The organism is Acidovorax sp. FJL06, from assembly GCF_003852545.1.
Classification (GTDB): Bacteria; Pseudomonadota; Gammaproteobacteria; order Burkholderiales; family Burkholderiaceae_C; genus Acidovorax.
On sequence record NZ_QAJR01000029.1, the window covers coordinates 151,769 to 170,913 of the forward strand.

The following is a 19,145-nucleotide window of genomic DNA, read 5'->3' on the forward strand; positions in this document are numbered from 1 at the left end:
GCAAGGGCTGCCCTGCCGCCCAGGGGGAGGGCGCCTACCCCACCACCACCTGGTCGCGCCCCTCGGCCTTGGCCCGGTAGAGCGCGGCATCGGCCGCCAGCAGCAGCACATCCATGTCGGCATCGCTGCCCATGGTGGCGCTGTGCACGACACCGATGCTCACGGTGGCATGCTGTGGCGTGCCCTGGCCGCCGGGGGCGGTGGCAAAGGGTTGCTGCGCCACCGCGCTGCGCAGGCGCTCGGCCATGGCGTGGGCCTCGGCGGGCGACACGCCGGGCAGCACCGCCGCAAACTCTTCGCCGCCCAGGCGGCCCAGCAGGTCCTGGGGGCGCAGCGTGCTGGCCATGGTCCGGGCGATGCCGATGAGCAGCTGGTCGCCTGCGCCATGCCCCAACTGGTCGTTGACCTGCTTGAAATGGTCCACGTCCAGCATCAGCACGGCCGCCCCGGCGGACCCATGCTGGTGGCTGGCCAGCAACCGCGCGCCCTGCTTGAGCAGCGCGCGGCGCGCCAGCACGCCGGTCAGGTCGTCGTGGCGCACGGCGTGGTCCAGGCGGCGCAGGGCCTCGGCGCGTGCGGCGCTGGCGCAGGCCACGGCCAGCGGTCCCAGCGCCAGCAGCGTGACGCCCACGCGCAGCGAGAACACGTCGCCCGCATGCGCGGGTGTGAAATTGAGCACGCCCATGGCCACGCCCGCCGTGGTCCACAGGCACACCACCAGCGACAGCAGGCTGGAGACGAACGGGCTGTAGCTCAGCGCGCACCACAGCAACCCCGGCACCACAAAGGCCAGCATGCCCGGCCCGCCGATCACGGTGCGGATGCCCTCGGCCAGCAGCAGCGAGCTCACGGGCGCCACGCGCCAGAGCCACGAGACGCCCTGGGTGCCCTGTGTGGCCAGGGGGGGGGCGTCAGCGCGCGGTGCGGCCAGCACCACGGGCACGATGAGCATGTAGTTCATCAGCTCGGTGCTGAACCACAGCGAGAGCAGGTCTGTCCAGGGGGCGTTGAAGTACACGGGCGCGGCGCCGCAGCCCGCCAGCGCGCCCACGGCGCTCGCGGCCAGCGCCGCCAGCAGCAGGTACAGCGCCGACACCGTGCGCTGCAGGCGCCGGATGCTTTCGTCCAGCCGGCGCAGCACCAGCCAGCCGGCCGTGGCACCCAGAAGGTTGGCGGCGTTGAGCCACAGCGCCATGCCCCAGGCGCTGCCCGTGGCCAGGTCGGCCACCACATAGCCCACGGCGGCGGCCACCCAGGCGGGAGGGCGGGCCAGGTGGGGGTAGCGCACCAGCAGGCCCAGCAGCAGCGCGTTGGCGGGCCAGAACGCCGACAGGAAGCCAATGGGCCGCGCAAAGATGCCCACCAGGCAGGCGCCGAAAATCAGCAGCCCCAGGCCCAGCCAGGCGAACGCAGGCGCCAGGGGCCGGGTGGGTGCGAGGGGGCGGAGCATGGTGGGTGGGCGGGGGCAATGGGCAGCCCCCGATTGTCCCCGCAGCCGGTGGGCTGGCCGCGGGGCCGCAGGGAGCATTGAAACATTTGTTGACAATCTCCAATAGCCCGGCGCTACAGGCACCCTTGCGCGTTGGGGGGCGGGCGGTGTTTTTTGGAGCTCTGGGGGCTGTCGGGATCGGATAGGTTGCTCTTAAAAAAGAGCATCAACCGGCGCCTGCAGCGCGGTCCATCGCGCCGGCTGTCAGGTCACCGCCGGCGCCAGCGCTGCCGCCACTGGCGCTGAATCACGCGGGCCACGCGCCAGGCCCAGGAGGCGCGGGCGCGCTCCAGCACGGCGTGCTTGAAGTGGGTCCAGCGGCTGTAGGCCCAGGCGAACCAGCGCAGCTGCAGGAGCGCGGGCTGGGTGAGGGTGAACAGCCGCGCCACCACGGCCGTGCCCACCACCTTGGCCAGCAGGATCACCAGCATGCCCAGCACCACATGCCCGTGCCCGATGGCCCACAGCGCCAGCAGCTTCACCGGCAACAGCAGCAGCGTGGGCAGCGCGAACAGCGCCACGGCCGCCCAGGGTGGCAGGCTGCGCACCCAGCCCTCGATCCAGCGCAGCCCGGGCCAGCGGCCGATGCGGGCCAGCAGCTGCTGCAGCGGCACCCAGCCCCATTCCTCGAACAGGATGATGAGCGCCAGCAGGCCGCTGGCCAGGCCCGCCATCACGCGGCCGGGCCAGCGCAGCAGGTGGTGCAGTAGCTTGTGGATGATTCTGGCTCCTGGGGCAATCGGATCAAGTGCTATTTGCTATCAAATATGTAGCATTTGATGCCGGTGGCTGCGGTCACACCCCGCGCGCCCGGTCCGCCTTGAACTGTGCGCGGAACTGTGTAAAGGCGCCCGCGTCCAGCGCCTCGCGCACTTCGCGCATCAGGTTCAGGTAGTAGTGCAGGTTGTGCACGGTGGTGAGCATGGGGCCCAGCATCTCGCCGCAGCGGTCCAGGTGGTGCAGGTAGGCGCGGCTGAAGCCCTCGCGCCCGCCGTCGTCCCAGGCCACGCCCGTGCTGCCCGCGCAGGCGTAGCAGGTGCAGCTGGTGTCGAGCGGCTGGTGGTCGGCCTTGTGGCGCGCGTTGCGGATCTTGAGGTCGCCATAGCGCGTGAACAGTGTGCCGTTGCGCGCATTGCGCGTGGGCATCACGCAGTCGAACATGTCCACGCCGTCGGCCACGCCCTGCACCAGGTCTTCGGGCGTGCCCACGCCCATCAGGTAGCGGGGCTTGTGGGCGGGCAGGCGGTGCGGGGTGTGGGCCATGATGTCCAGCATCTCGTCCTTGGGCTCGCCCACGCTCACGCCGCCCACGGCGTAGCCGGGGAAGTCCATCTCGACCAGGCGCTCCAGCGACTCCTGGCGCAGGTTCTTGAACATGCCGCCCTGCACGATGCCGAACAGCGCGTTGGGGTTGTTCAGGCGGTGGAACTCGTCCTGGCTGCGTTGGGCCCAGCGCAGGCTCATCTCCATGCTCTTACGCGCCTCGGCCTCGGTGGTCTTGTGGCCCTTGGTCTCATACGGCGTGCACTCGTCGAGCTGCATCACGATGTCGGAGTTGAGCGTGGTCTGGATCTGCATGCTCACCTCGGGCGACATGAAGAGCTTGTCGCCGTTCACGGGGCTGGCGAAGGTCACGCCCTCTTCGGTGATCTTGCGCATCGCGCCCAGGCTCCAGACCTGGAAGCCGCCCGAGTCGGTGAGGATGGGCTTGTCCCACTTTTCAAAGCCGTGCAGGCCGCCAAAGCTCTGCATCACATCCAGGCCCGGGCGCATCCACAGATGGAAGGTGTTCCCGAGGATGATCTGTGCGCCCATGTCGTGCAGGCTGCGTGGCATCACGCCCTTGACGGTGCCGTAGGTGCCCACGGGCATGAAGATGGGGGTTTGCACCACGCCGTGGTTGAGCGTGAGCTGGCCACGGCGTGCGTGGCTGGTGGGGTCGGTGGTGAGAAGGTCAAACTGCAGCATGATGGGGCGCATTGTCCCAGACGGGCTTGCCTGATCTGGTTCAAGGTTATGGACTGGCGCTCGCGCAGGCCGTCGCTACACTGGCCTTACCGTATTGCAAGGAGAACAACATGCTCAAGATCCTCATTGCCGTGGATGGCTCCGAACTCTCCCTGGACGGCGTGCACCACGCGCTGGCGCTGGTGCGCCAGGGGCTTCAGGCCACCGTGGTGCTGGCCAACGTGCAGGAACCCGCCACGCTGTACGAACTGGTGACCACGCGCGACCCGAACCTGATTGCTGCCGCCAGCCTGGAGGCGGGTGACCATCTCATGGCGTCGGCGCGTGTCCTGCTGGAGGCCGCCGGGGTGGCCTATGAAACCGACGTGGGGGTGGGCGACGTGGCGCACACGCTGGTGGACATGATCGAGCGCTCGGGTTGCGACATGGTCGTGATCGGTGCCAAGGGCCAGGGCGCGATCAGCAGCGCGCTGCTGGGCTCGGTGTCGCAGGAGGTGGCGCATGCCAGCCCGGTGCCGGTGACCATCGTCAAGCATGCCGAGGTGTTGGAGGCGCTGGAAAACGGCATGGCGGAGGGCTCGGAAGCCTGAGTTCTGTCCGGGGCATGCCCAAAAGACAAGGGCCGCTGCGTGCGGCCCTGGCGGAGAGTGTGAAGGGCGTGCCCCTGGTCAGGCCGCCTTGCGAAACGGCTCCGCAGGCCGCTGCAGCTTGCCATGGGGCAGGGTGGCCAGGCGCGAAAACATGCGGCGCACGTAGCCGCGCACCCACAGGCATTTGTTGAGTTCGTCCACGGGCAGCGGGCCCGACACCACGACGATGTCATTGGCCACGTCTTGCGCCCCGGCGGCGCGCAGGCGGCGGCGCGTGTTGTTGGCCCAGGACTGGATGCGCGTGGGGCTGCCATGCTGGTGCACCTCGCCCGTGTGCTTGTCGAACGCAATGGCGACGGTGTCGGTCTTGAGCTTGAAGCGGCGTTCACCCGTGACGGCGCTGGGCGCCTCGCGCATGTCATACAGGTAGTAGCTGCCTGCCTTGAGCTGGTATTGCATGTCCATGGGTGTGTTCCTCTCTGTTGGCATTTTCGAGGGTGCACGCACAGGGCAATGGCTGGTATTGCGGCCAAAAAGCCGCGCTTATCGGGTGCGTGGCAAGGGCGCCATGCTGGTGTCGGTGCGCATTCCATTGTGGCGGCACGTCGGCGCTATTCCTGAAAACTTGAGAACGATGTCGTAACGAGTTGTGAGCGCCCCCAGCCTGGCCTTGGTTTGCAGTTGGCCAGTGTTTCTCCAAGGCGTATGCAACTGGCACGGCCCATACCAGGGCAGCCGAGCAAGGGCCGCCCCGCAGCGAGGGCTGCGTCCCCCTTCCCGAATGGCGCAGCCATTCGAGAGAAGGGGTGAAGGCGCGCAGCGCCTCAGGGGGATGTACCTGCTAAAAATCCACCAGGCTCAGCCCCACGCTGAACACCGTGCGCTTGCGGTTGTAGTCGATCATGCTGTCGCCATAGCCGCTGAACAGTGCGGTGTGCAGGCGCAGGTTGCTCTTGCCACCCCACAGGCCGCTGCCCAGGGTCTGCATCCACTCCAGCCGCACCGAGCCCCGGTCGCTGCGGGCCAGCGAGTGGCGCACGGTGGCGCCCAGGGTGTTGTCCTTGTCGATGTTCCAGGACGCCGCAAGCTCGCCCCGGCCGATGTAGTCGCTGATGCCGGGGTTGTCGTCGCTGCCCGCGCTTTCAGGGATGCGCTTCCACAGGCGCGCCCGCACGCTGAAGCGGTTGTCCAGCTCCATGCCGGTCATCAGGTAGGCGCGGTTCCAACTGCGCGACAGCGGGTTGCTCTGGCCGTTGGACTGGTGCACCAGGCCGATGCCGCTGTAGCGCCACTTCCAGCCCAACGGCAGCTGCGCCGTGGTGGGGTAGACGTACATGACCTCCGGTTCGTGGTCGGTGGCGCGGAAGGGGCGCGAGATCTCGGGCGTGAACAGCTGCCAGTACGACTGCTGGGTGTAGCCGAACCACACCGAATCCTTGAGCGTAGGGTGGCCCTGCGTGAGCAGGCCCTGGGCCAGCTTGGTGCGCACCGACAGCTGGATGCGGTTCTCGGTGCGGCGGTAGGGCGTGGATTCGGTGGCCGAATGGCCGGCCGCGTCCGAGGTGGGCTGGCGGTTCACGTTGCTGCCTGCCACCACCGACACCGTGATCGGCCGGTAGCCCCGGAAGCTGAACGTGCCGCAGTCGCTGCCCGACTCCAGCTCCCAGAAGCGCGAGAGGTCACTGTACTGCGGGTCGCGGCAGCCTTCGGTGCGCGCCACCTCGATGATGCGGGTGGCGGGCAGCGTGGTGTCCACGGGGGCGGGCACGGCGGCATCGGCGGCAGAGGCGCCGGGGGCGTTCCAGGCCTGCTCGGCCGCCCACTGGTCAAAGCAGGCCAGGCGCGCCTGGTTGTCGCCCGGCAGCGCGGTGCACCGGCGCCAGGCGCTGTCGGCACCGGTGGCCGCTGCGGGCGTGGCCTGCGCGAGTGCGGCGCCAGCAGGGGCCAGGGCGGCCAGCACCAGCGCCGCCGTGTGGAGCAGGGGCGTGAAGGTGGTGGGGGCCTGGGCGGACATCACTGCCACCCCGCCTGCCGGCGCATCACAAACGGGATGGCTGCGGGAGCCGGGGGCGTGGGGTGGGCGTTGTTCCATGTTCCGCGTATTTCCTTGCCGCAACTTCCATCCACCACCCGGCCTGTCCAGGTGGCGCTGATGTTGGTGCCGTTGGTCGATTCTTCCAGAGTCAGGTCGCCGTCGTCCACATCGCCGCTGACCTGGGCCTGGCTGCCCGCGCGCTGCACGGTGCCGCGCACGCTCTGCGCCAGCTCGGGGTGCGGGCCCAGTTGCAGCAGGGCCGTGGCGGGCGGCGGCGGGGTGGGGCCTTCGGTGGCCGGGGCCCGCAGCTCGGCCTGCCAGCGGCCTTGCAGGTGCTGGTGGCCCATGTCGGCCGCAGCCGGGCAGGCGGCGCTGGCGGCGTTGGTGTTGGTGTTGGGTGTGGGCTTGTTTTGGCTGCTGGCGCTTATGGGATATGCGCTAGCAGCTATCAAAATCAAAGCGGCCAGCGGCCCGAAGTGCGGGGGGATGCGGGGCATGCAGGCGTTCATGTCAGGGGGGCGCAGGGCCCGTCAGGCGGCAGGGGGCGTGCCGGCGGCCAGCGCCTTCTTGGCGGCAAACTCGGCGCGCAGGGCCTTGAGCTTTTCGCGTGGGTCTTCGCGGGCCGTGGTCTTGTCCAGGCCCATCTCGGCGATGAAGCGGCTGGGCTGGGCCGCCACCATCTCGCGGCCCTTCTTGCGCCGCTTGGTCCAGCTCACGCCCAGGGTGCGCTGGGCGCGGGTGATGCCCACGTACATCAGGCGGCGCTCTTCCTGCAGGCGCTGCAGCGTGTCGTCGCTCACCTTCTGCTGGCGGCCTTCGTCGTCGTCGAGCTTGAAGGGCAGCATGCCCTCGGTCACGCCCACCAGCACCACATGGGGCCACTCCAGCCCCTTGCTCGCGTGCAGGGTGGAGAGCACAACCATGTCCTGCTCCTTCTCGCGCTCGCTGATGGTGGAGAGCAGCGCAATGGTCTGCGACACCTCCAGCAGGCTCTTGGTCTCCTTGGCCACCACGGCGCCTGCGGTGTCATCAATCTGCCCGCCCGCGCGCTGGGCCATCCAGTCGCAGAACTCCATCACATTGCTCCAACGGGCGGCGGCCACCTTCTCGCTGTCCTCGTTGTCGTAGAGGTGCTGCTCGTAGCCGATTTCCTTGAGCCAGTCGTTCAGGAAGGTGCGCGACTCCTCGGCGCCATGCACGCGGCGCGCGCTGTATTCCAGGTAATTGATGTAGCGGCCGAACTCGTGCAGACCGTCCATGGCGCGCTTGGGCACGGCGGCGGGCAGCATGCCGTTGAACAGTGCGCCGAACATGCTTTGCTTGTGCTGCGTGGCAAACGCGCCCAGGGCCGCGAGTGTGGTGTGGCCAATGCCGCGCTTGGGGGTGGTGATGGCGCGCAGAAATGCGGGGTCGTCGTCGTTGTTGATCCACAGCCGGAACCAGGCGCACAGGTCCTTGATTTCGGCGCGGTCGAAAAAGCTGGTGCCGCCCGACACCTTGTAGGGGATGTTGGCCTTGCGCAGCGCTTTTTCAAACGGCTTGGCCTGGTGGTTGGCGCGGTACAGGATGGCGAAGTTCTTCCAGTCCGGCGGCGGGTTGCTGGCCGCGCGCAGGCTCTGGATGCGGGCCACGGCGCGCTCGGCCTCGTGCTCTTCGTTGTCGGCGTCGATCACGCGCACGGGCTCGCCCTCGCCCAGCTCGCTGAACAGCGTCTTGGGAAAGAGCTTGGGGTTGGGCCCGATCACGTTGTTGGCCGCGCGCAGGATGGCGCTGGTGGAGCGGTAGTTCTGCTCCAGCTTGATGACCTTGAGGTGCGGGTAGTCGATGGGCAGCTTCTTGAGGTTGTCCAGCGTCGCGCCGCGCCAGCCATAGATGCTCTGGTCATCGTCGCCCACGGCCGTGAAGTGGCCGTTTTGGCCCACCAGCAGTTTGAGCAGCTCGTACTGCGTGGCGTTGGTGTCCTGGTATTCGTCCACCAGCACATGCGAGAGCGCCGCCTGCCACTTGGCGCGCACTTCCGGGAAGTCGCGCAGCAGGCGCAGCGGCATGCCGATCAGGTCGTCAAAGTCCACGCTCTGGTAGGCCGCCAGGCGCTCCTCGTAGCGCACCATCAGCGTGGCGATGGTGCGTTCGTTGTCGTCCGCCGCCTGCGCCAGGGCCTCGGCCGAAGTCAGGCCCATGTTCTTCCACTTGCTGATGACCCACTGCCACTGGCGCGCCGTGGCCATGTCGGTGGTGCCACCCGAGGCCTCCTTCAGGATGCCCGTCACATCGTCGGCGTCCAGGATGCTGAACTGGGGCTTGAGGCCCAGCACGTTGCCGTCCTCGCGCACCATGCGCACGCCCAGGGCGTGGAAGGTGCACACCAGCACCTCCTTGGCGCGGCGGCCGATCAGGTGCTGGGCGCGCTCGCGCATTTCCGACGCCGCCTTGTTCGTGAAGGTGATGGCCGCAATGCGCTTGGGGTCCATGCCTTTTTCGATCATGTGAGCGATCTTCATGGTGATCACCCGCGTCTTGCCCGAGCCCGCGCCCGCCAGCACCAGGCAGGCCCCGTCGGTGTAGTGGACAGCCTGGAGCTGGGCGAGATTGAGACCGGCAGACATGGGGGCAGGGGGGCGCGAAACGCAGAAAGAGGACGGAAATCGGGGGAGGACCGGAACGGCGGCAGCAGGCGCAGGCCCTGCCGCAAAGCGCGCAATGATACCGGCGCGCCCGGTGGGCGCCGGGGCGGGCCCATCCTTCCACGGGGCTGACGGTGTGCTGACGCTCGGCTGACGGCAGGGGACGGGAACGGGCCTTGGGGAGCTGCGCTCCGGGAAACCCCGCTAGGGGCTTCGTTTTCACAATTTGATACTCGTTCATCCCTGCCTGCGGGGCAGGGTGGCCCCACGGACCCCATGACCACGAACGCGCGCTGGATGTCCCGCCTGCAAGGCAGTGGCGGCATGCGCGAGGTACGCAAAAAAATAAGCCCCCCATGATTCCTCTTGTCTCTCCCCTTTCTCCTGCCGCCGCCGCCGCGGGGGCGCACAGCCTTGTTTCCTGGTGCAAAGCCTGGGGTGGCGCCGTTGTTGCCGCCGGGGTGCTGGCCTGCGCGGCGGTGCCGTCCGCACAGGCCCAGATCGGCAGCACCACGCCCGTGCGCATCGGCGTGGTGGGGCCCTTCACCGGGCCCTCGGCCGACTTTGGCGTGCCCATGCTCAACGGCATCAAGCTGGCGGTGGACGAGATCAACGCCGTGGGCGGCTACCTGGGCCGGCCGCTGGAGCTGGTCATCAAGGACGACACGGCCAACCCCGACCAGGGCCGCAAGGCCTCGCAGGAGCTGCTGGCCGACAAGGTCGTCGCCACCATCGGCTTTTGCAACACCGGCGTGGCGCTCAAGGCCATCGACCTGTTCCAGGACGCCAAGAGCCCGCTCATCGTGCCCTGCGCCACGGGCACGGCCGTGACGGCCAAATACCCGGCCGCCGACAGCTACATCTTTCGCGTGCAGGCGCGCGATGCGATCCAGGCGCCCTTCCTGGTGGACGACATCGTCAAACGCGGCTGGGACAAGGTTGCCATCTTTGCCGACAAGACCGGCTACGGCGAAGGCGGCTACAACGACGTGGTGGCCGCGCTGGCGGCCAAGAACCTCAAGCCCGTGTACGTGGCTCGCTTTGACTTGGGGGTGAAGGACCTCACGGCCGAACTCACCGCCGCGCGCAGCGCGGGCGCCAACGTGGTCTACAGCTACACCGTGGGGCCGGAGAACGCGGCCATCGCCAACGGCAAGAAGGCGCTTGGCTGGAAGGTGCCGCAGGTGGGGCCCTGGCCGCTGTCCTTCCCTTTCTTCCTCGAGGGCGCCAAGGATGCGGCCGAGGGCGCGCTCATGGTGCAGACCTTCATCGCCGAGCCCAGCAACGAGCGCCGCGCGTCCTTCCTGTCGGGCTACACCCGCAAATACCAGGGCAAGGTGGCCGTGCCCATGGCGGCGGCCAATGCCTACGACGCCACTTATCTGCTGATGTACTCCTTCCTCGGCATCCGCGACGGCAACCTGAACGGCAAGGCCATCAAGGAGTCGCTGGAGGGCAAGATGAAGACCTACTACGGCGTGGTCACCACCTACGACAAGCCCTTCAGCGCACAGGACAAGGACGCGATCACGCGCAACATGCTGGTCATGGGCATGGTCAAGAACGGCGCCATCACCTTTGCCTACCCCGAGGATGCCAAGCGCAACCTGATCATCCAGCGCAAGCAGTGAGACGGTTTTGCCTTCAACCGGCTAACGTCCTTCTTGGGTGTGGAGGGAGCCTTGCCGTGCTACAGCACTGTCTGCGGCTCCCCGCCTAGTTATCCGATTGAATGCAAATCCGTGGAGATGCCGAGGTGCTTTTTGCTTCTGCCGCATGCGTTGTGTGCGATGACCCCCGTCTGACTCTGCGCTGACGGTGCGGCCCGGCATGGCGCAGGCCGCCCGACAATAGCTTCCGTGTTCTCCGTCCTCCTCGTCACCTTCCCCTTCTTCGCCCTCGTGCTTTGCGGCTACCTGGCCGCGCGGCGTGGCGTGCTGCCGCAACCGGCCATCCCGGGGCTCAATGCCTTCGTGCTGTACTTCGCGCTGCCCTGCATGCTGTACCGCTTTGGCGCCAGCACGCCCATCGCCCAGCTGCTGGACCCGGCCGTGGCGGGCGTGTATGGGCTGTGCGCGCTGGTGATGGTGGGGGCCACGGTGGCGCTCACGCGCAAGGCCCACATCGGCTGGAACGACGCGGCCTTTGGCGCGCTGGTGGCCGCCTTCCCCAACACTGGCTTCATGGGCGTGCCGCTGCTGGTGGCGCTGCTGGGCGCGCAGAGCGCGGGCCCGGCCATCGTGACCATCGTGGTGGACATGGTCGTCACCAGCTCGCTGTGCATCGCGCTGTCGCGCCTGGACGGCGCGGGCACCCACGGCGTGGGTGTGGCGCTGCGCAGTGCCTTCAAGGGCATGGCGACCAACCCCATGCCTTGGTCGATTGCGCTGGGGGCGCTGGCCTCGGCCCTGCAGTTCCAGCTGCCCGGCCCGGTGGACAAGACCATCGCCATGCTGGCCGATGCGGCCTCGCCCGTGGCGCTGTTCACCATTGGCGCGGTGCTGGCCCGCTCGCAGATGAACCAGCACGAACAGGTGCCCGCCCGCGACTACGTGCCCGTGGCCCTGGCCAAGCTCTTGGTGCACCCGCTGCTGGTGTGGAGCGTGGGCCGGGCGGCCATGGCGATGGGCGTGCCGCTCACGCCGTTTGCGCTCACGGTGCTGGTGCTGCTGGCTGCGCTGCCCAGCGCCAGCAACGTCTCGCTGCTGGCCGAGAAGTTCGGCGCCAACAACGGGCGCGTGGCGCGCATCATCCTGGTGTCCACCGCACTGGCGTTTTTGAGCTTTTCGGCGGCGGTGGCGCTGCTGACCTGAATGCTACTGATTTTGTAGCTGGTAGCGCTTTGCCATGGGCGCCAGAGGCCAAAAAAGACGAACCTTCTGCGCCGGGGCGAAAAAAAACCGGCTCAGGCGAGCCGGTTTTTTTGTTGAGGCTACCGGGTTCAGTAGCGACCGCCACCGTGGCCACCCGTGCCGTAGCCAACGTCCGAGCGCTTGCTGGCGGTGTAGCCACCCGCGTCACTGCGCTCTTCGCGCGGGCGGGCCAGGTTCACCACGATCGAGCGGCCGTCCACGGACATGCCGTGCAGCGCTTTGATGGCGGCCTGGGCCGCGTCCGCGTTGGCCATCTCCACAAAGCCGAAGCCTTTGGAGCGACCCGTGTCGCGGTCCATCATGACCTTGGCAGACGACACGCCGCCAAACTCGGCAAAGTTGCTGTGCAGGCTGGCATCGGTCACGGAATAGGGCAGGTTGCCCACATAGATTTTGCTGCTCATGGAAGAGCCTTTCTGAAAATGGCGCGCAACGATCAGCGCACCGTTGGGGTTCTGTTTTGCGGAGGGGGAATCCGCAGCGGGGGCGAGGTGGATGGCACGTGCGCGGGGCCGGCCATCAGCATTGGGGCGGGTGCTGCATGCTGGTTTGCAGCCAGCCCTGGGTGATGGCAAAGAGCCGTGCGGCTTCGCGCGAGGCAAAGGCTTTGTCAAAGCGGAACACGCGACAGTAGCTGCCGTTGCCCAGGGAGCGATGGACCGAGAAGGAGGCGCGGAAGCGGCCGCAGTCGGTCGGGTGTGTCGCGGGCGAAACGACGTAGGGGCCCATGGAGATGGCAGTCTGTGAAATCTGGGTCAATCAGGATCGCGGGCCGCAAAGGGGGCCTGCGTGAGCATCGAGGGACGCGGTGGGCTGCAGCTCTACAGGTCCACTGGGCGACAAAGGTCGCAAGGGGGAGCGTCTGCAGGGGCGGAAGGCATTCCGGAGCAGACGTTGCGGTGACTGCCCGAACGAGGCGCCGTGACCGCAATGGCCTGAATTATATTGATATTTGTATTTAAACTCAAATTATTATTCTTTTGAGTTTTAAAAATGGCATGCTTTGGGGCTCTGCTGGCCCTTCCACCGGGCACTGAGGCCAAAACATGCCTCAAATCACCAGCGGGTCCACATCCACCAGCCAGCGCACCAGCCCCTTGTGCTCGGGCGCGCTGCGCGTGGTCTGCAGCACGGGCTGCCAGGCGGCCAGAAAACGCTGCAGGGCGGCGCGGCTCGGGCTTTCCATCAGCATCTGGGCGCGTTCCACATTGGCCACGCGCTGGATGGTCAGCGGCACCGGGGGGAACAGCGTGACCATCTCCAGCCCCGGCAGGCCCGCAGCGTGGGCGGCGGCCGTGGCGGCGGTCAAAAAGCCCTGGGCCACCTCCTGTGTGCGCGCATCGGCGCGCACCAGGGCCTGGTAGGCAAACGGGGGCATGGCGGCCTCTTCGCGCTCTTTCAGCTGCTGGGCGGCGAAAGCCTCGTAGTCGTGTTTGCGCAGCGCCTCGTACACGGTGTGCTGGGGGTGGAAGGTCTGCACCCACATCTCGCACTGCGAACCCTGGGCCGCCATGTAGGCCGCGTCACGCCCCGCGCGGCCCGCGGCCTGCATGAGCAGCGCAAACAGCCGCTCGGGCGCGCGGAAGTCGCTGCTGAACAGCGCCCCATCGGGCTGCACGGCCGCCACCAGCGTGATGCGCCGAAAGTCATGTCCCTTGGCAATCATCTGCGTGCCCACCAGCACGTCCACCTCGCCTGCATGCACCTGGGCCAGCTGCGCCTCGAGCGAGCCCTTGGCCTTGGTGGTATCGGCGTCGATGCGGGCGATGCGCGCGGGCGTGCGGTCGGGCCGCAGCACTTCGGACAGCAGGGCGCCGAGCTGTTCTTCAAGCTGCTCGGTGCCCCGGCCCATGGAGTGGATGTCCGGGCTGCCGCAGGTGGGGCAGGCGCGGGGCACGCGCACGGTGTAGCCGCAGTGGTGGCAGCGCAGGGTGCGGTCGGCCTTGTGGAACACCTGGTGTGCGCTGCAGTGGGGGCAGTCGCTCTTCCAGCCGCAGTCGGCGCAGTGCAGCACGGGGGCGTAGCCCCGGCGGTTGAGCAGCACCATGCTCTGCTCGCCGCGCGCCACGCGCTCGGTGATGGCGGCCAGCAGCGGTGCGCTGAAGATGGCGCGGCGCGGCTGCTGGTTCATGTCCACGCGGCGCACGCGGGCCAAGGCCCCGGCGCCGATGCGGCTGGGCATGGCCAGCCGTACATAGCGGCCCATGGCCGGGTCGCTGGCGTGCCAGCTCTCCAGCGAGGGCGTGGCCGAGCCCAGCAGCACCTTGGCGCCTTGCTCGCGCCCGCGCCAGATGGCCAGGTCGCGCGCCGAGTAGCGGGCGCCTTCCTGCTGCTTGTAGCTGGGGTCGTGCTCCTCGTCCACCACGATGATCCTGAGCCCCGGCAGGCTGGCGAACACCGCCATGCGCGTGCCCAGCACAATGCGCGCGGCACCGCTGTGCGCAGCCAGCCAGCTTTTGAGGCGCTGCGGGTTGGTCATGCCGCTGTGCAGCGAGACCACGGCCTGGCTGCCAAAGCGCGGGGCGAAGCGGGTGGAAAAGCGCTCTTCGAGCTGGGGGGTGAGGTTGATCTCGGGCACCATCACCAGCGCCTGCGCGCTGGGGTCGGCCTCCAGCGCCTCCTGCACGCAGCGCAGGTAGACCTCGGTCTTGCCGCTGCCCGTGCTGCCGAACAGCAGGAAGGGGCCGGTTTCTGAGGCAATCCGGGCCCTGGCGCTTTCCTGTTCTGCGGTAAGCGCTATTGTTTGGATAGCGTCTTCGGTGGCGCCCTGCGCCTGGGCGGGGCGCTTGAGCCGGCGGGCCAACTGGTCGGGCTGCAGGTCGCGCAGCTGGGGCGGCAGGGCGGCCAGCGCCACCTCGCCCAGCGCGCGCTGGTAGTAGCGCGCGGCAAAGGCCACCAGACGGCGCCAGGGCGGGGCGAGCGGCGCCACCCCCTCCAGCACCCCCGCAATGGGCCGCATGGCCGCGCCCTCGGGCAACTCGCCCGTGGCGTCGACGGCGTCCCACACCACGCCCAGCACCTCGCGTTTGCCCAGTGGCACCCGCACCAGCGTGCCCGGGGGCAGGGGCTGCGCGCTGGCGTAGCTGAGCAGATCCCCCACGCCGCTGTGCGAGGGGGTGTGCAATGCAACGTGGACGATGGCGGAAGGGATAGACACGGCCTATGGCGAGTTACAGGGGCTTGTGGAGGTGGTGTGGAGGTTTTGCGGCTAAGTGCTTGATTTGGCGTGCCATGTGAGTAATCCCGTCTTTCTGTGGATAACTTTGTTGACATCCTGCTTCCACACCCCGCCAACCCGCATGAATACTGGCCTGGAACAGAATGCCCACAAAACTGGCAGCAGCAAAAAATCCTTATGAATCAATCATCTGAAGAATTTTGGGTGTATTTTCTGTGCTAAGGCCTGGCGCGGGGGGGATGTTGCGTCGCATCAAGATTTTTGTGCATAAGTCGGGCAGCACGCAGGACGTCAATGGCCGGGAAAACCCTTAATTTGTGTTAGTGATGGCCCCGCAAGCTCAGACTTTTCTGCGATATGGGCTGCAAGTGCTTGATTTGAATGGGGTTTTGCAAGAAATCCAAAATTCCTGTGGATAACTTTGTTGATATCCCCTGTGTTTGCCACGCAAGTCCTTGACGGGCCGTGCTTTGGCTGGAATGCCTGCCAAAAAAGCAGCAGAGTGAAATCCTTTGAAATCAATGGCTTACGTTCTGGATGAGAATATTTCCGGCGCTGCCTGCTTTGTGGGCACCGGGGCTGCGTGGAGGCCGGTGCTGCGCCAGTTTTGTGCATAAGTAGGCCCTTCGGGCCGCTGGGGTATTGCCGCTGGGCAGCATGCGCGGCTTTTTTTCTTCCGTTGCAGAAGAGGTGCCCCGGAGGGCGCGGAGAAGCCCAAGCCCGCTTCCAGGCGGCGGACGGGGGGGCGCTTGGACCCGCCCCCCCCTTTTTTACCCCTGGCGCTGCGCCCGCGAGTAGCCGTGCACGGCCTCGACCAGCGCGGCCACATGCTCGGGCGGGGTGAACTGGCTGATGCCGTGGCCCAGGTTGAAGATGTGCGTGGGGCCGGTGGTGGTCTTGTCGGTGTGGGGCGTGCCAAAGCTGTCGAGCACGTGGCGCACCTGTTGTTCGATCTGCGCGGGGGGCGCAAACAGCACGTTGGGGTCGATGTTGCCCTGCAGCGCCTTGCCGGGGCCGCCCACGGCGCCGCCGACGATGGCGCGCGCCTGGCCCAGGTTGGCCGTCCAGTCCAGGCCCAGCACTTCGCAGTCCAGGTCCTTCATGTCCGGCAGCCAGATGCCGCCACCCTTGGTGAAAACGATGCGCGGCACGTCGGTGCCGTCCACGCCGGTGCGCTTCAATTGGGCCAGCACCCGCTTGGTGTAGGCCAGGCTGAATTCCTGGAACGCGCCATCGGCCAGCACGCCGCCCCAGCTGTCAAAAACCATCACGGCCTGGGCGCCCGCGTCGATCTGGGCGTTGAGGTAAGCCGCCACGCTGTCGGCGTTGATGGCCAGGATGCGGTGCATCAGGTCGGGGCGGGCGTACATCAGGCTCTTGACCAGGCGGTAGTCGTCGCTGCCCTTGCCTTCGACCATGTAGCAGGCCAGCGTCCAGGGGCTGCCCGAGAAGCCGATAAGGGGCACCCGGCCATTGAGCGCCTTGCGGATGCTGGTCACCGCATCGAACACGTAGCGCAGCTTGTCCATGTCGGGCACGGCCAGTTCGGCCACGGCGGCTTCGTCGCGCACCACTTTGGCAAAACGCGGGCCTTCGCCCTCGGCAAACGACAGGCCCAGGCCCATCGCGTCGGGTACGGTGAGGATGTCGCTGAACAGAATGGCCGCATCGAGCGGGAAACGCTCCAGCGGCTGCAGCGTGACCTCGGTGGCGTAGTCCACATTGGTGGCCAGCCCCATGAAGCTGCCCGCCTGGGCGCGCGTGGCCTTGTATTCAGGCAGGTAGCGGCCCGCCTGGCGCATCAGCCACAGGGGGGTGTAGTCGGTGGCCTGGCGGCGGCAGGCACGCAGGCAGGTGTCGTTGGCAAGGGGGGCGAAGGTCATTGCGCGATTGTCGCAGGCCGACCGCCAGCCTCGGCACCCGGCTTGGCGGCAGCAATTGACGCGCATCAAGCCAGTGCACCTGCGGAACCGGCTTTGCTGGGCCGCCAGGTGTGTCCCCCTTCGGGCGAAGCGGCGCAGCCGCTCAGGGGGGCTTCATCTTTCCGCGATGTAGTGCGACATCCGCACGACTTCGCCGGGCGCCAAGAACGCCCGCACTTCGGTCTCCAGCGCCTGGTCGGCCATGGTGGCGCGGGCGCGCTGGTGCAGGTAGTCGGCCCAGGATTCGACGATGAAGCGCTCCACGTAGCGCGAGGGCTCGCCCAGGTCTTTGTAGATGCGCCAGAAGGTGGCGCCGTCGCGGCGGCGCGGGGCCTTCATGCGGCTGATGGTGTCGAGGAACGCGGCGTCGGTGCCGGGCGCGATGCGGTAGCCCACCTCCACCGCCACGGGGCCGGCCTCGGGCAGGGGCTCGGCCTCGATGAAAAGCTCGTCCCAGGGCGTGGCCTGCGTCACCTCGTGCAGCGCGCCCATGCGCAGCGGCATGGGGCGCGCCAGCAGCAGGCCCACGCCCATGAGCGCGGCGGCCACGCACAGCGTGGGCGTGAGGCCCAGGAGGTCCGACGCCGCGCCCCAGAACGCCGAGCCCATCGCAAACGCGCCCAGCGCCGCCACCATGTGCATGGCCACCGCGCGCGAGCGCACCCACTGCGGCGCGCTGGCCTGCGTGGCGGTGTTGAAGGTGGACATGGCCGACATCCAGGCCGCGCCCGCAAACAGCATGGCGATGTAGACCACCCCCGTAATCTTGGTGAGGGCCGCCACCAGCATGGCCGCGCCGAACACGACGCCGCCCGTGCCCACGATGGCCTCCATGCCAAAGCGTGCGCGCAGCCGCCCCAGCACCAGGCCCACGGCCACGGCCCCCGTGCCCAGGCAGCCCATCAGCAGGCCAAAGCCCGGGGCGCCCGTGCCCAGGCGCTGGGCAATCACGGGCAGCAGCGCCCACAGCGCCGAGCCCGCCGCGCTGAAGGCCATCACCCGCACCAACTGCGCCAGGATCATGCGCGAGTGCCAGGCAAAACGCAGGCCGCTCAGGGTGCCGCCCCACAGGCGCTCGGCGGGCAACTTGGAGGGCGGGTGCGCCTTGGGCGGCCAGCGGCGGATGGACTCCCACATCACCAGCGTGGTGGTCACCGTGACGGCAAACACCCAGCCCGCGCCCAGTTGGGCAAAGATCAGCCCGGCCAGCGTGGGGCCCACGGCGCGCGCGGCGTTGTAGGCAATGCTCACGGCGGTGATGGCCTGGGGCCATTCATCGCGCGGCACGGGGTCGATGACCGACGAGTTCCACGCGGGCGTGAGCACGGCCGTGCAGCAGCCGCAGATGAACACCAGGAACAGCACCGCCGCCGGTCCACCCCAGCCAGAGAGCACCAGCAAGGTGAGCAGCGCGCTGGACCCCACCTGCGCCAGCAGCGCACCCGAGACCAGGCGGCGCCGGTCGGTGGTGTCGGCCAGCACCCCGGCGGGCAGCGCCAGCAAAAACATGGGCATGAACACGGCGGTCTGCACCAGCGCGGCCAGGAACGACGAGCCCGTGAGCTCCACCATGAGCCAGGCGGCCGCCATGGTCTGCATGCCGTTGCCCACAAAAAAGACCCCGCCACAAATCCACAGGCCCCGGAACGCGGGTTGGCGCAAGGGGCTCCACAAAGAGGTTGAGGGCTGGGACATGGAGGGTTGGGCGATGGGGGCGTAGGTCGTGGTCGGACGGGGGAGCGCGGGTTTGCCCCTGGGCGGGTGGCCCAGGGCAGGTTTGAGGATATCGCCGGATGGCCGCTTTGGGTGTGGCGCGCCGCGATGTCCCTCAATCCACGTGCCGCCCGCCCCGCAGCCGGTAGGTGCGCGGCACATCGGTGCGGGTGGCGACCAGCGCCTCGGCGCGCTGCTGCATGCCGGTGAGCGCCTGGTCCAGGGCCTGCACCGCCTGCGCATCCAGCCCGGCCAGCAGCTCCTGGTTGAGCGCCTTCACCTGTGGGAACAGGCCGTCGTGCACCGCCTGGCCTGCGGGCGTGAGTGACAGCACGGCCTGGCGCCGGTCGCCGGGCATGGCGTCGCGCGTGAGCAGCTTCTTGGCCAGCAGCGAGGTGATGGCGCGCGAGGTGCGCGCGCGGTCCAGGCCCAGGCGCAGCGCCAGCTCGGCCGGGGGCATGCCGGGGTGCTGGGCCAGCACCATGAGCAGGCCCCACTCGCGCCGGGTGATGCCGTAGCCGCCCTCGCACAGCCGCACCACCAGGCTGCCCGCCACCGCCAGCAGGCGGTTCAGGCGGTACATCAGCAAGTCGTTGGCGGCCTGCGGGTGGGTCAGGCGGTGGCCGGGCGGGGCAGGCGCAGGCATCAGGGTATTTCCGGGCAAGAATTGATTAGATCAATTGATTGTGTGGCCAATACAGTGCGGCCTTCAACCTGCGCGCACCCCCGGCGTGCCCACCACCGATCCAGGAG

17 protein-coding genes are annotated in these 19,145 nt (G+C 68.0%); 4 read left to right on the top strand and 13 right to left on the bottom strand.

Annotated elements, in window-relative coordinates:
- Positions 1-34 precede the first annotated feature (34 nt).
- The 3 genes from DBV10_RS16725 to tgt form a co-directional block, all read right to left on the bottom strand.
- Positions 35-1,450, bottom strand: coding sequence for a diguanylate cyclase (locus DBV10_RS16725; RefSeq protein ID WP_124514720.1), 1,416 nt, complete (start codon positions 1,448-1,450; stop codon positions 35-37).
- Between the two features lie 248 nt (positions 1,451-1,698).
- On the bottom strand, positions 1,699-2,163 hold the full coding sequence (locus DBV10_RS16730; RefSeq protein ID WP_233589958.1) for a hypothetical protein: 465 nt from the start codon (positions 2,161-2,163) through the stop codon (positions 1,699-1,701).
- Positions 2,164-2,284: 121 nt separating this feature from the next.
- Positions 2,285-3,457 (bottom strand): tRNA guanosine(34) transglycosylase Tgt, encoded by a 1,173-nt coding sequence (gene tgt, locus DBV10_RS16735; RefSeq protein ID WP_124514721.1) that lies wholly within the window; start codon positions 3,455-3,457, stop codon positions 2,285-2,287.
- Positions 3,458-3,567: 110 nt separating this feature from the next.
- Between tgt and DBV10_RS16740 the strand changes: the two genes are divergently transcribed.
- Positions 3,568-4,047, top strand: coding sequence for a universal stress protein (locus DBV10_RS16740; protein ID WP_124514722.1), 480 nt, complete (start codon positions 3,568-3,570; stop codon positions 4,045-4,047).
- Positions 4,048-4,125: 78 nt separating this feature from the next.
- On the opposite strand, the gene DBV10_RS16745 is transcribed toward DBV10_RS16740, so the two are convergent.
- On the bottom strand, positions 4,126-4,512 hold the full coding sequence (locus DBV10_RS16745) for a hypothetical protein (RefSeq protein WP_108625920.1): 387 nt from the start codon (positions 4,510-4,512) through the stop codon (positions 4,126-4,128).
- Here DBV10_RS16745 and DBV10_RS16750 point away from each other — a divergent pair.
- Complete coding sequence (locus DBV10_RS16750; protein ID WP_124514723.1) at positions 4,505-4,690, top strand: hypothetical protein; 186 nt, start codon at positions 4,505-4,507, stop codon at positions 4,688-4,690. The genes DBV10_RS16745 and DBV10_RS16750 overlap by 8 nt on opposite strands.
- Before the next feature lie 198 nt (positions 4,691-4,888).
- On the opposite strand, the gene DBV10_RS16755 is transcribed toward DBV10_RS16750, so the two are convergent.
- From DBV10_RS16755 to DBV10_RS16765, 3 genes are read right to left on the bottom strand one after another with little or no spacing between them, the layout of a single operon-like run.
- Positions 4,889-6,061, bottom strand: coding sequence for a phospholipase A (locus DBV10_RS16755; protein ID WP_124514724.1), 1,173 nt, complete (start codon positions 6,059-6,061; stop codon positions 4,889-4,891).
- Positions 6,061-6,579: a hypothetical protein gene (locus tag DBV10_RS16760; RefSeq protein ID WP_124514725.1), complete on the bottom strand. Its 519-nt coding sequence runs from the start codon at positions 6,577-6,579 to the stop codon at positions 6,061-6,063. The genes DBV10_RS16755 and DBV10_RS16760 overlap by 1 nt, the downstream gene beginning before the upstream one ends.
- 33 nt (positions 6,580-6,612) lie before the next feature.
- On the bottom strand, positions 6,613-8,688 hold the full coding sequence (locus tag DBV10_RS16765) for an ATP-dependent helicase (RefSeq protein WP_124514726.1): 2,076 nt from the start codon (positions 8,686-8,688) through the stop codon (positions 6,613-6,615).
- 374 nt (positions 8,689-9,062) lie between these two features.
- On the opposite strand from DBV10_RS16765, the gene DBV10_RS16770 reads away from it, so the two are divergent.
- Both DBV10_RS16770 and DBV10_RS16775 read left to right on the top strand, forming a co-directional pair.
- Positions 9,063-10,337 (top strand): ABC transporter substrate-binding protein, encoded by a 1,275-nt coding sequence (locus DBV10_RS16770; RefSeq protein ID WP_370451188.1) that lies wholly within the window; start codon positions 9,063-9,065, stop codon positions 10,335-10,337.
- Between the two features lie 228 nt (positions 10,338-10,565).
- A complete protein-coding gene (locus DBV10_RS16775) occupies positions 10,566-11,519 on the top strand; it encodes an AEC family transporter (RefSeq protein WP_124514727.1) in 954 nt (317 codons plus the stop codon).
- 128 nt (positions 11,520-11,647) lie between these two features.
- Here the strand turns inward: DBV10_RS16775 and DBV10_RS16780 are convergent, their stop codons facing one another.
- The 6 genes from DBV10_RS16780 to DBV10_RS16805 all read right to left on the bottom strand — a co-directional run bounded on the left by DBV10_RS16780 (position 11,648) and on the right by DBV10_RS16805 (position 19,038).
- Positions 11,648-11,983 carry an RNA-binding protein gene (locus DBV10_RS16780; RefSeq protein WP_124514728.1) on the bottom strand — a complete coding sequence of 112 codons (336 nt, stop codon included), beginning with the start codon at positions 11,981-11,983 and terminating at the stop codon, positions 11,648-11,650.
- A 115-nt stretch (positions 11,984-12,098) separates the two neighbouring features.
- Entirely contained in the window at positions 12,099-12,308 is a 210-nt protein-coding gene (locus tag DBV10_RS16785) for a hypothetical protein (RefSeq protein ID WP_124514729.1), read from the bottom strand.
- 322 nt (positions 12,309-12,630) lie between these two features.
- Positions 12,631-14,730, bottom strand: a complete 2,100-nt coding sequence (gene priA / locus DBV10_RS16790; protein ID WP_370451192.1) for a primosomal protein N' — start codon at positions 14,728-14,730, stop codon at positions 12,631-12,633.
- Positions 14,731-15,527: 797 nt separating this feature from the next.
- The gene (gene hemE / locus DBV10_RS16795) at positions 15,528-16,640 is read right to left on the bottom strand and encodes a uroporphyrinogen decarboxylase (protein ID WP_124514731.1); all 1,113 of its coding nucleotides are present in this window, start codon (positions 16,638-16,640) and stop codon (positions 15,528-15,530) included.
- 153 nt (positions 16,641-16,793) lie between these two features.
- The gene (locus DBV10_RS16800; RefSeq protein WP_124514732.1) at positions 16,794-18,374 is read right to left on the bottom strand and encodes an MFS transporter; all 1,581 of its coding nucleotides are present in this window, start codon (positions 18,372-18,374) and stop codon (positions 16,794-16,796) included.
- A gap of 133 nt (positions 18,375-18,507) precedes the next feature.
- Complete coding sequence (locus DBV10_RS16805; RefSeq protein ID WP_124514733.1) at positions 18,508-19,038, bottom strand: MarR family winged helix-turn-helix transcriptional regulator; 531 nt, start codon at positions 19,036-19,038, stop codon at positions 18,508-18,510.
- Positions 19,039-19,145: the final 107 nt, after the last annotated feature.

What these genes read in the sequence shown, in the direction of transcription:
- DBV10_RS16725 (WP_124514720.1), bottom strand. Translation starts at nt 1,450, where the DNA reads ATGCTCCGCCCCCTCGCACCCACCCGGCCCCTGGCGCCTGCGTTCGCC.
- DBV10_RS16730 (WP_233589958.1), bottom strand. Translation starts at nt 2,163, where the DNA reads ATGGCGGGCCTGGCCAGCGGCCTGCTGGCGCTCATCATCCTGTTCGAG.
- tgt (WP_124514721.1), bottom strand. Translation starts at nt 3,457, where the DNA reads ATGCTGCAGTTTGACCTTCTCACCACCGACCCCACCAGCCACGCACGC.
- DBV10_RS16740 (WP_124514722.1), top strand. Translation starts at nt 3,568, where the DNA reads ATGCTCAAGATCCTCATTGCCGTGGATGGCTCCGAACTCTCCCTGGAC.
- DBV10_RS16750 (WP_124514723.1), top strand. Translation starts at nt 4,505, where the DNA reads ATGTCCATGGGTGTGTTCCTCTCTGTTGGCATTTTCGAGGGTGCACGC.
- DBV10_RS16745 (WP_108625920.1), bottom strand. Translation starts at nt 4,512, where the DNA reads ATGGACATGCAATACCAGCTCAAGGCAGGCAGCTACTACCTGTATGAC.
- DBV10_RS16755 (WP_124514724.1), bottom strand. Translation starts at nt 6,061, where the DNA reads ATGTCCGCCCAGGCCCCCACCACCTTCACGCCCCTGCTCCACACGGCG.
- DBV10_RS16760 (WP_124514725.1), bottom strand. Translation starts at nt 6,579, where the DNA reads ATGCCCCGCATCCCCCCGCACTTCGGGCCGCTGGCCGCTTTGATTTTG.
- DBV10_RS16765 (WP_124514726.1), bottom strand. Translation starts at nt 8,688, where the DNA reads ATGTCTGCCGGTCTCAATCTCGCCCAGCTCCAGGCTGTCCACTACACC.
- DBV10_RS16770 (WP_370451188.1), top strand. Translation starts at nt 9,063, where the DNA reads ATGATTCCTCTTGTCTCTCCCCTTTCTCCTGCCGCCGCCGCCGCGGGG.
- DBV10_RS16780 (WP_124514728.1), bottom strand. Translation starts at nt 11,983, where the DNA reads ATGAGCAGCAAAATCTATGTGGGCAACCTGCCCTATTCCGTGACCGAT.
- DBV10_RS16785 (WP_124514729.1), bottom strand. Translation starts at nt 12,308, where the DNA reads ATGGGCCCCTACGTCGTTTCGCCCGCGACACACCCGACCGACTGCGGC.
- hemE (WP_124514731.1), bottom strand. Translation starts at nt 16,640, where the DNA reads ATGACCTTCGCCCCCCTTGCCAACGACACCTGCCTGCGTGCCTGCCGC.
- DBV10_RS16800 (WP_124514732.1), bottom strand. Translation starts at nt 18,374, where the DNA reads ATGTCCCAGCCCTCAACCTCTTTGTGGAGCCCCTTGCGCCAACCCGCG.
- DBV10_RS16805 (WP_124514733.1), bottom strand. Translation starts at nt 19,038, where the DNA reads ATGCCTGCGCCTGCCCCGCCCGGCCACCGCCTGACCCACCCGCAGGCC.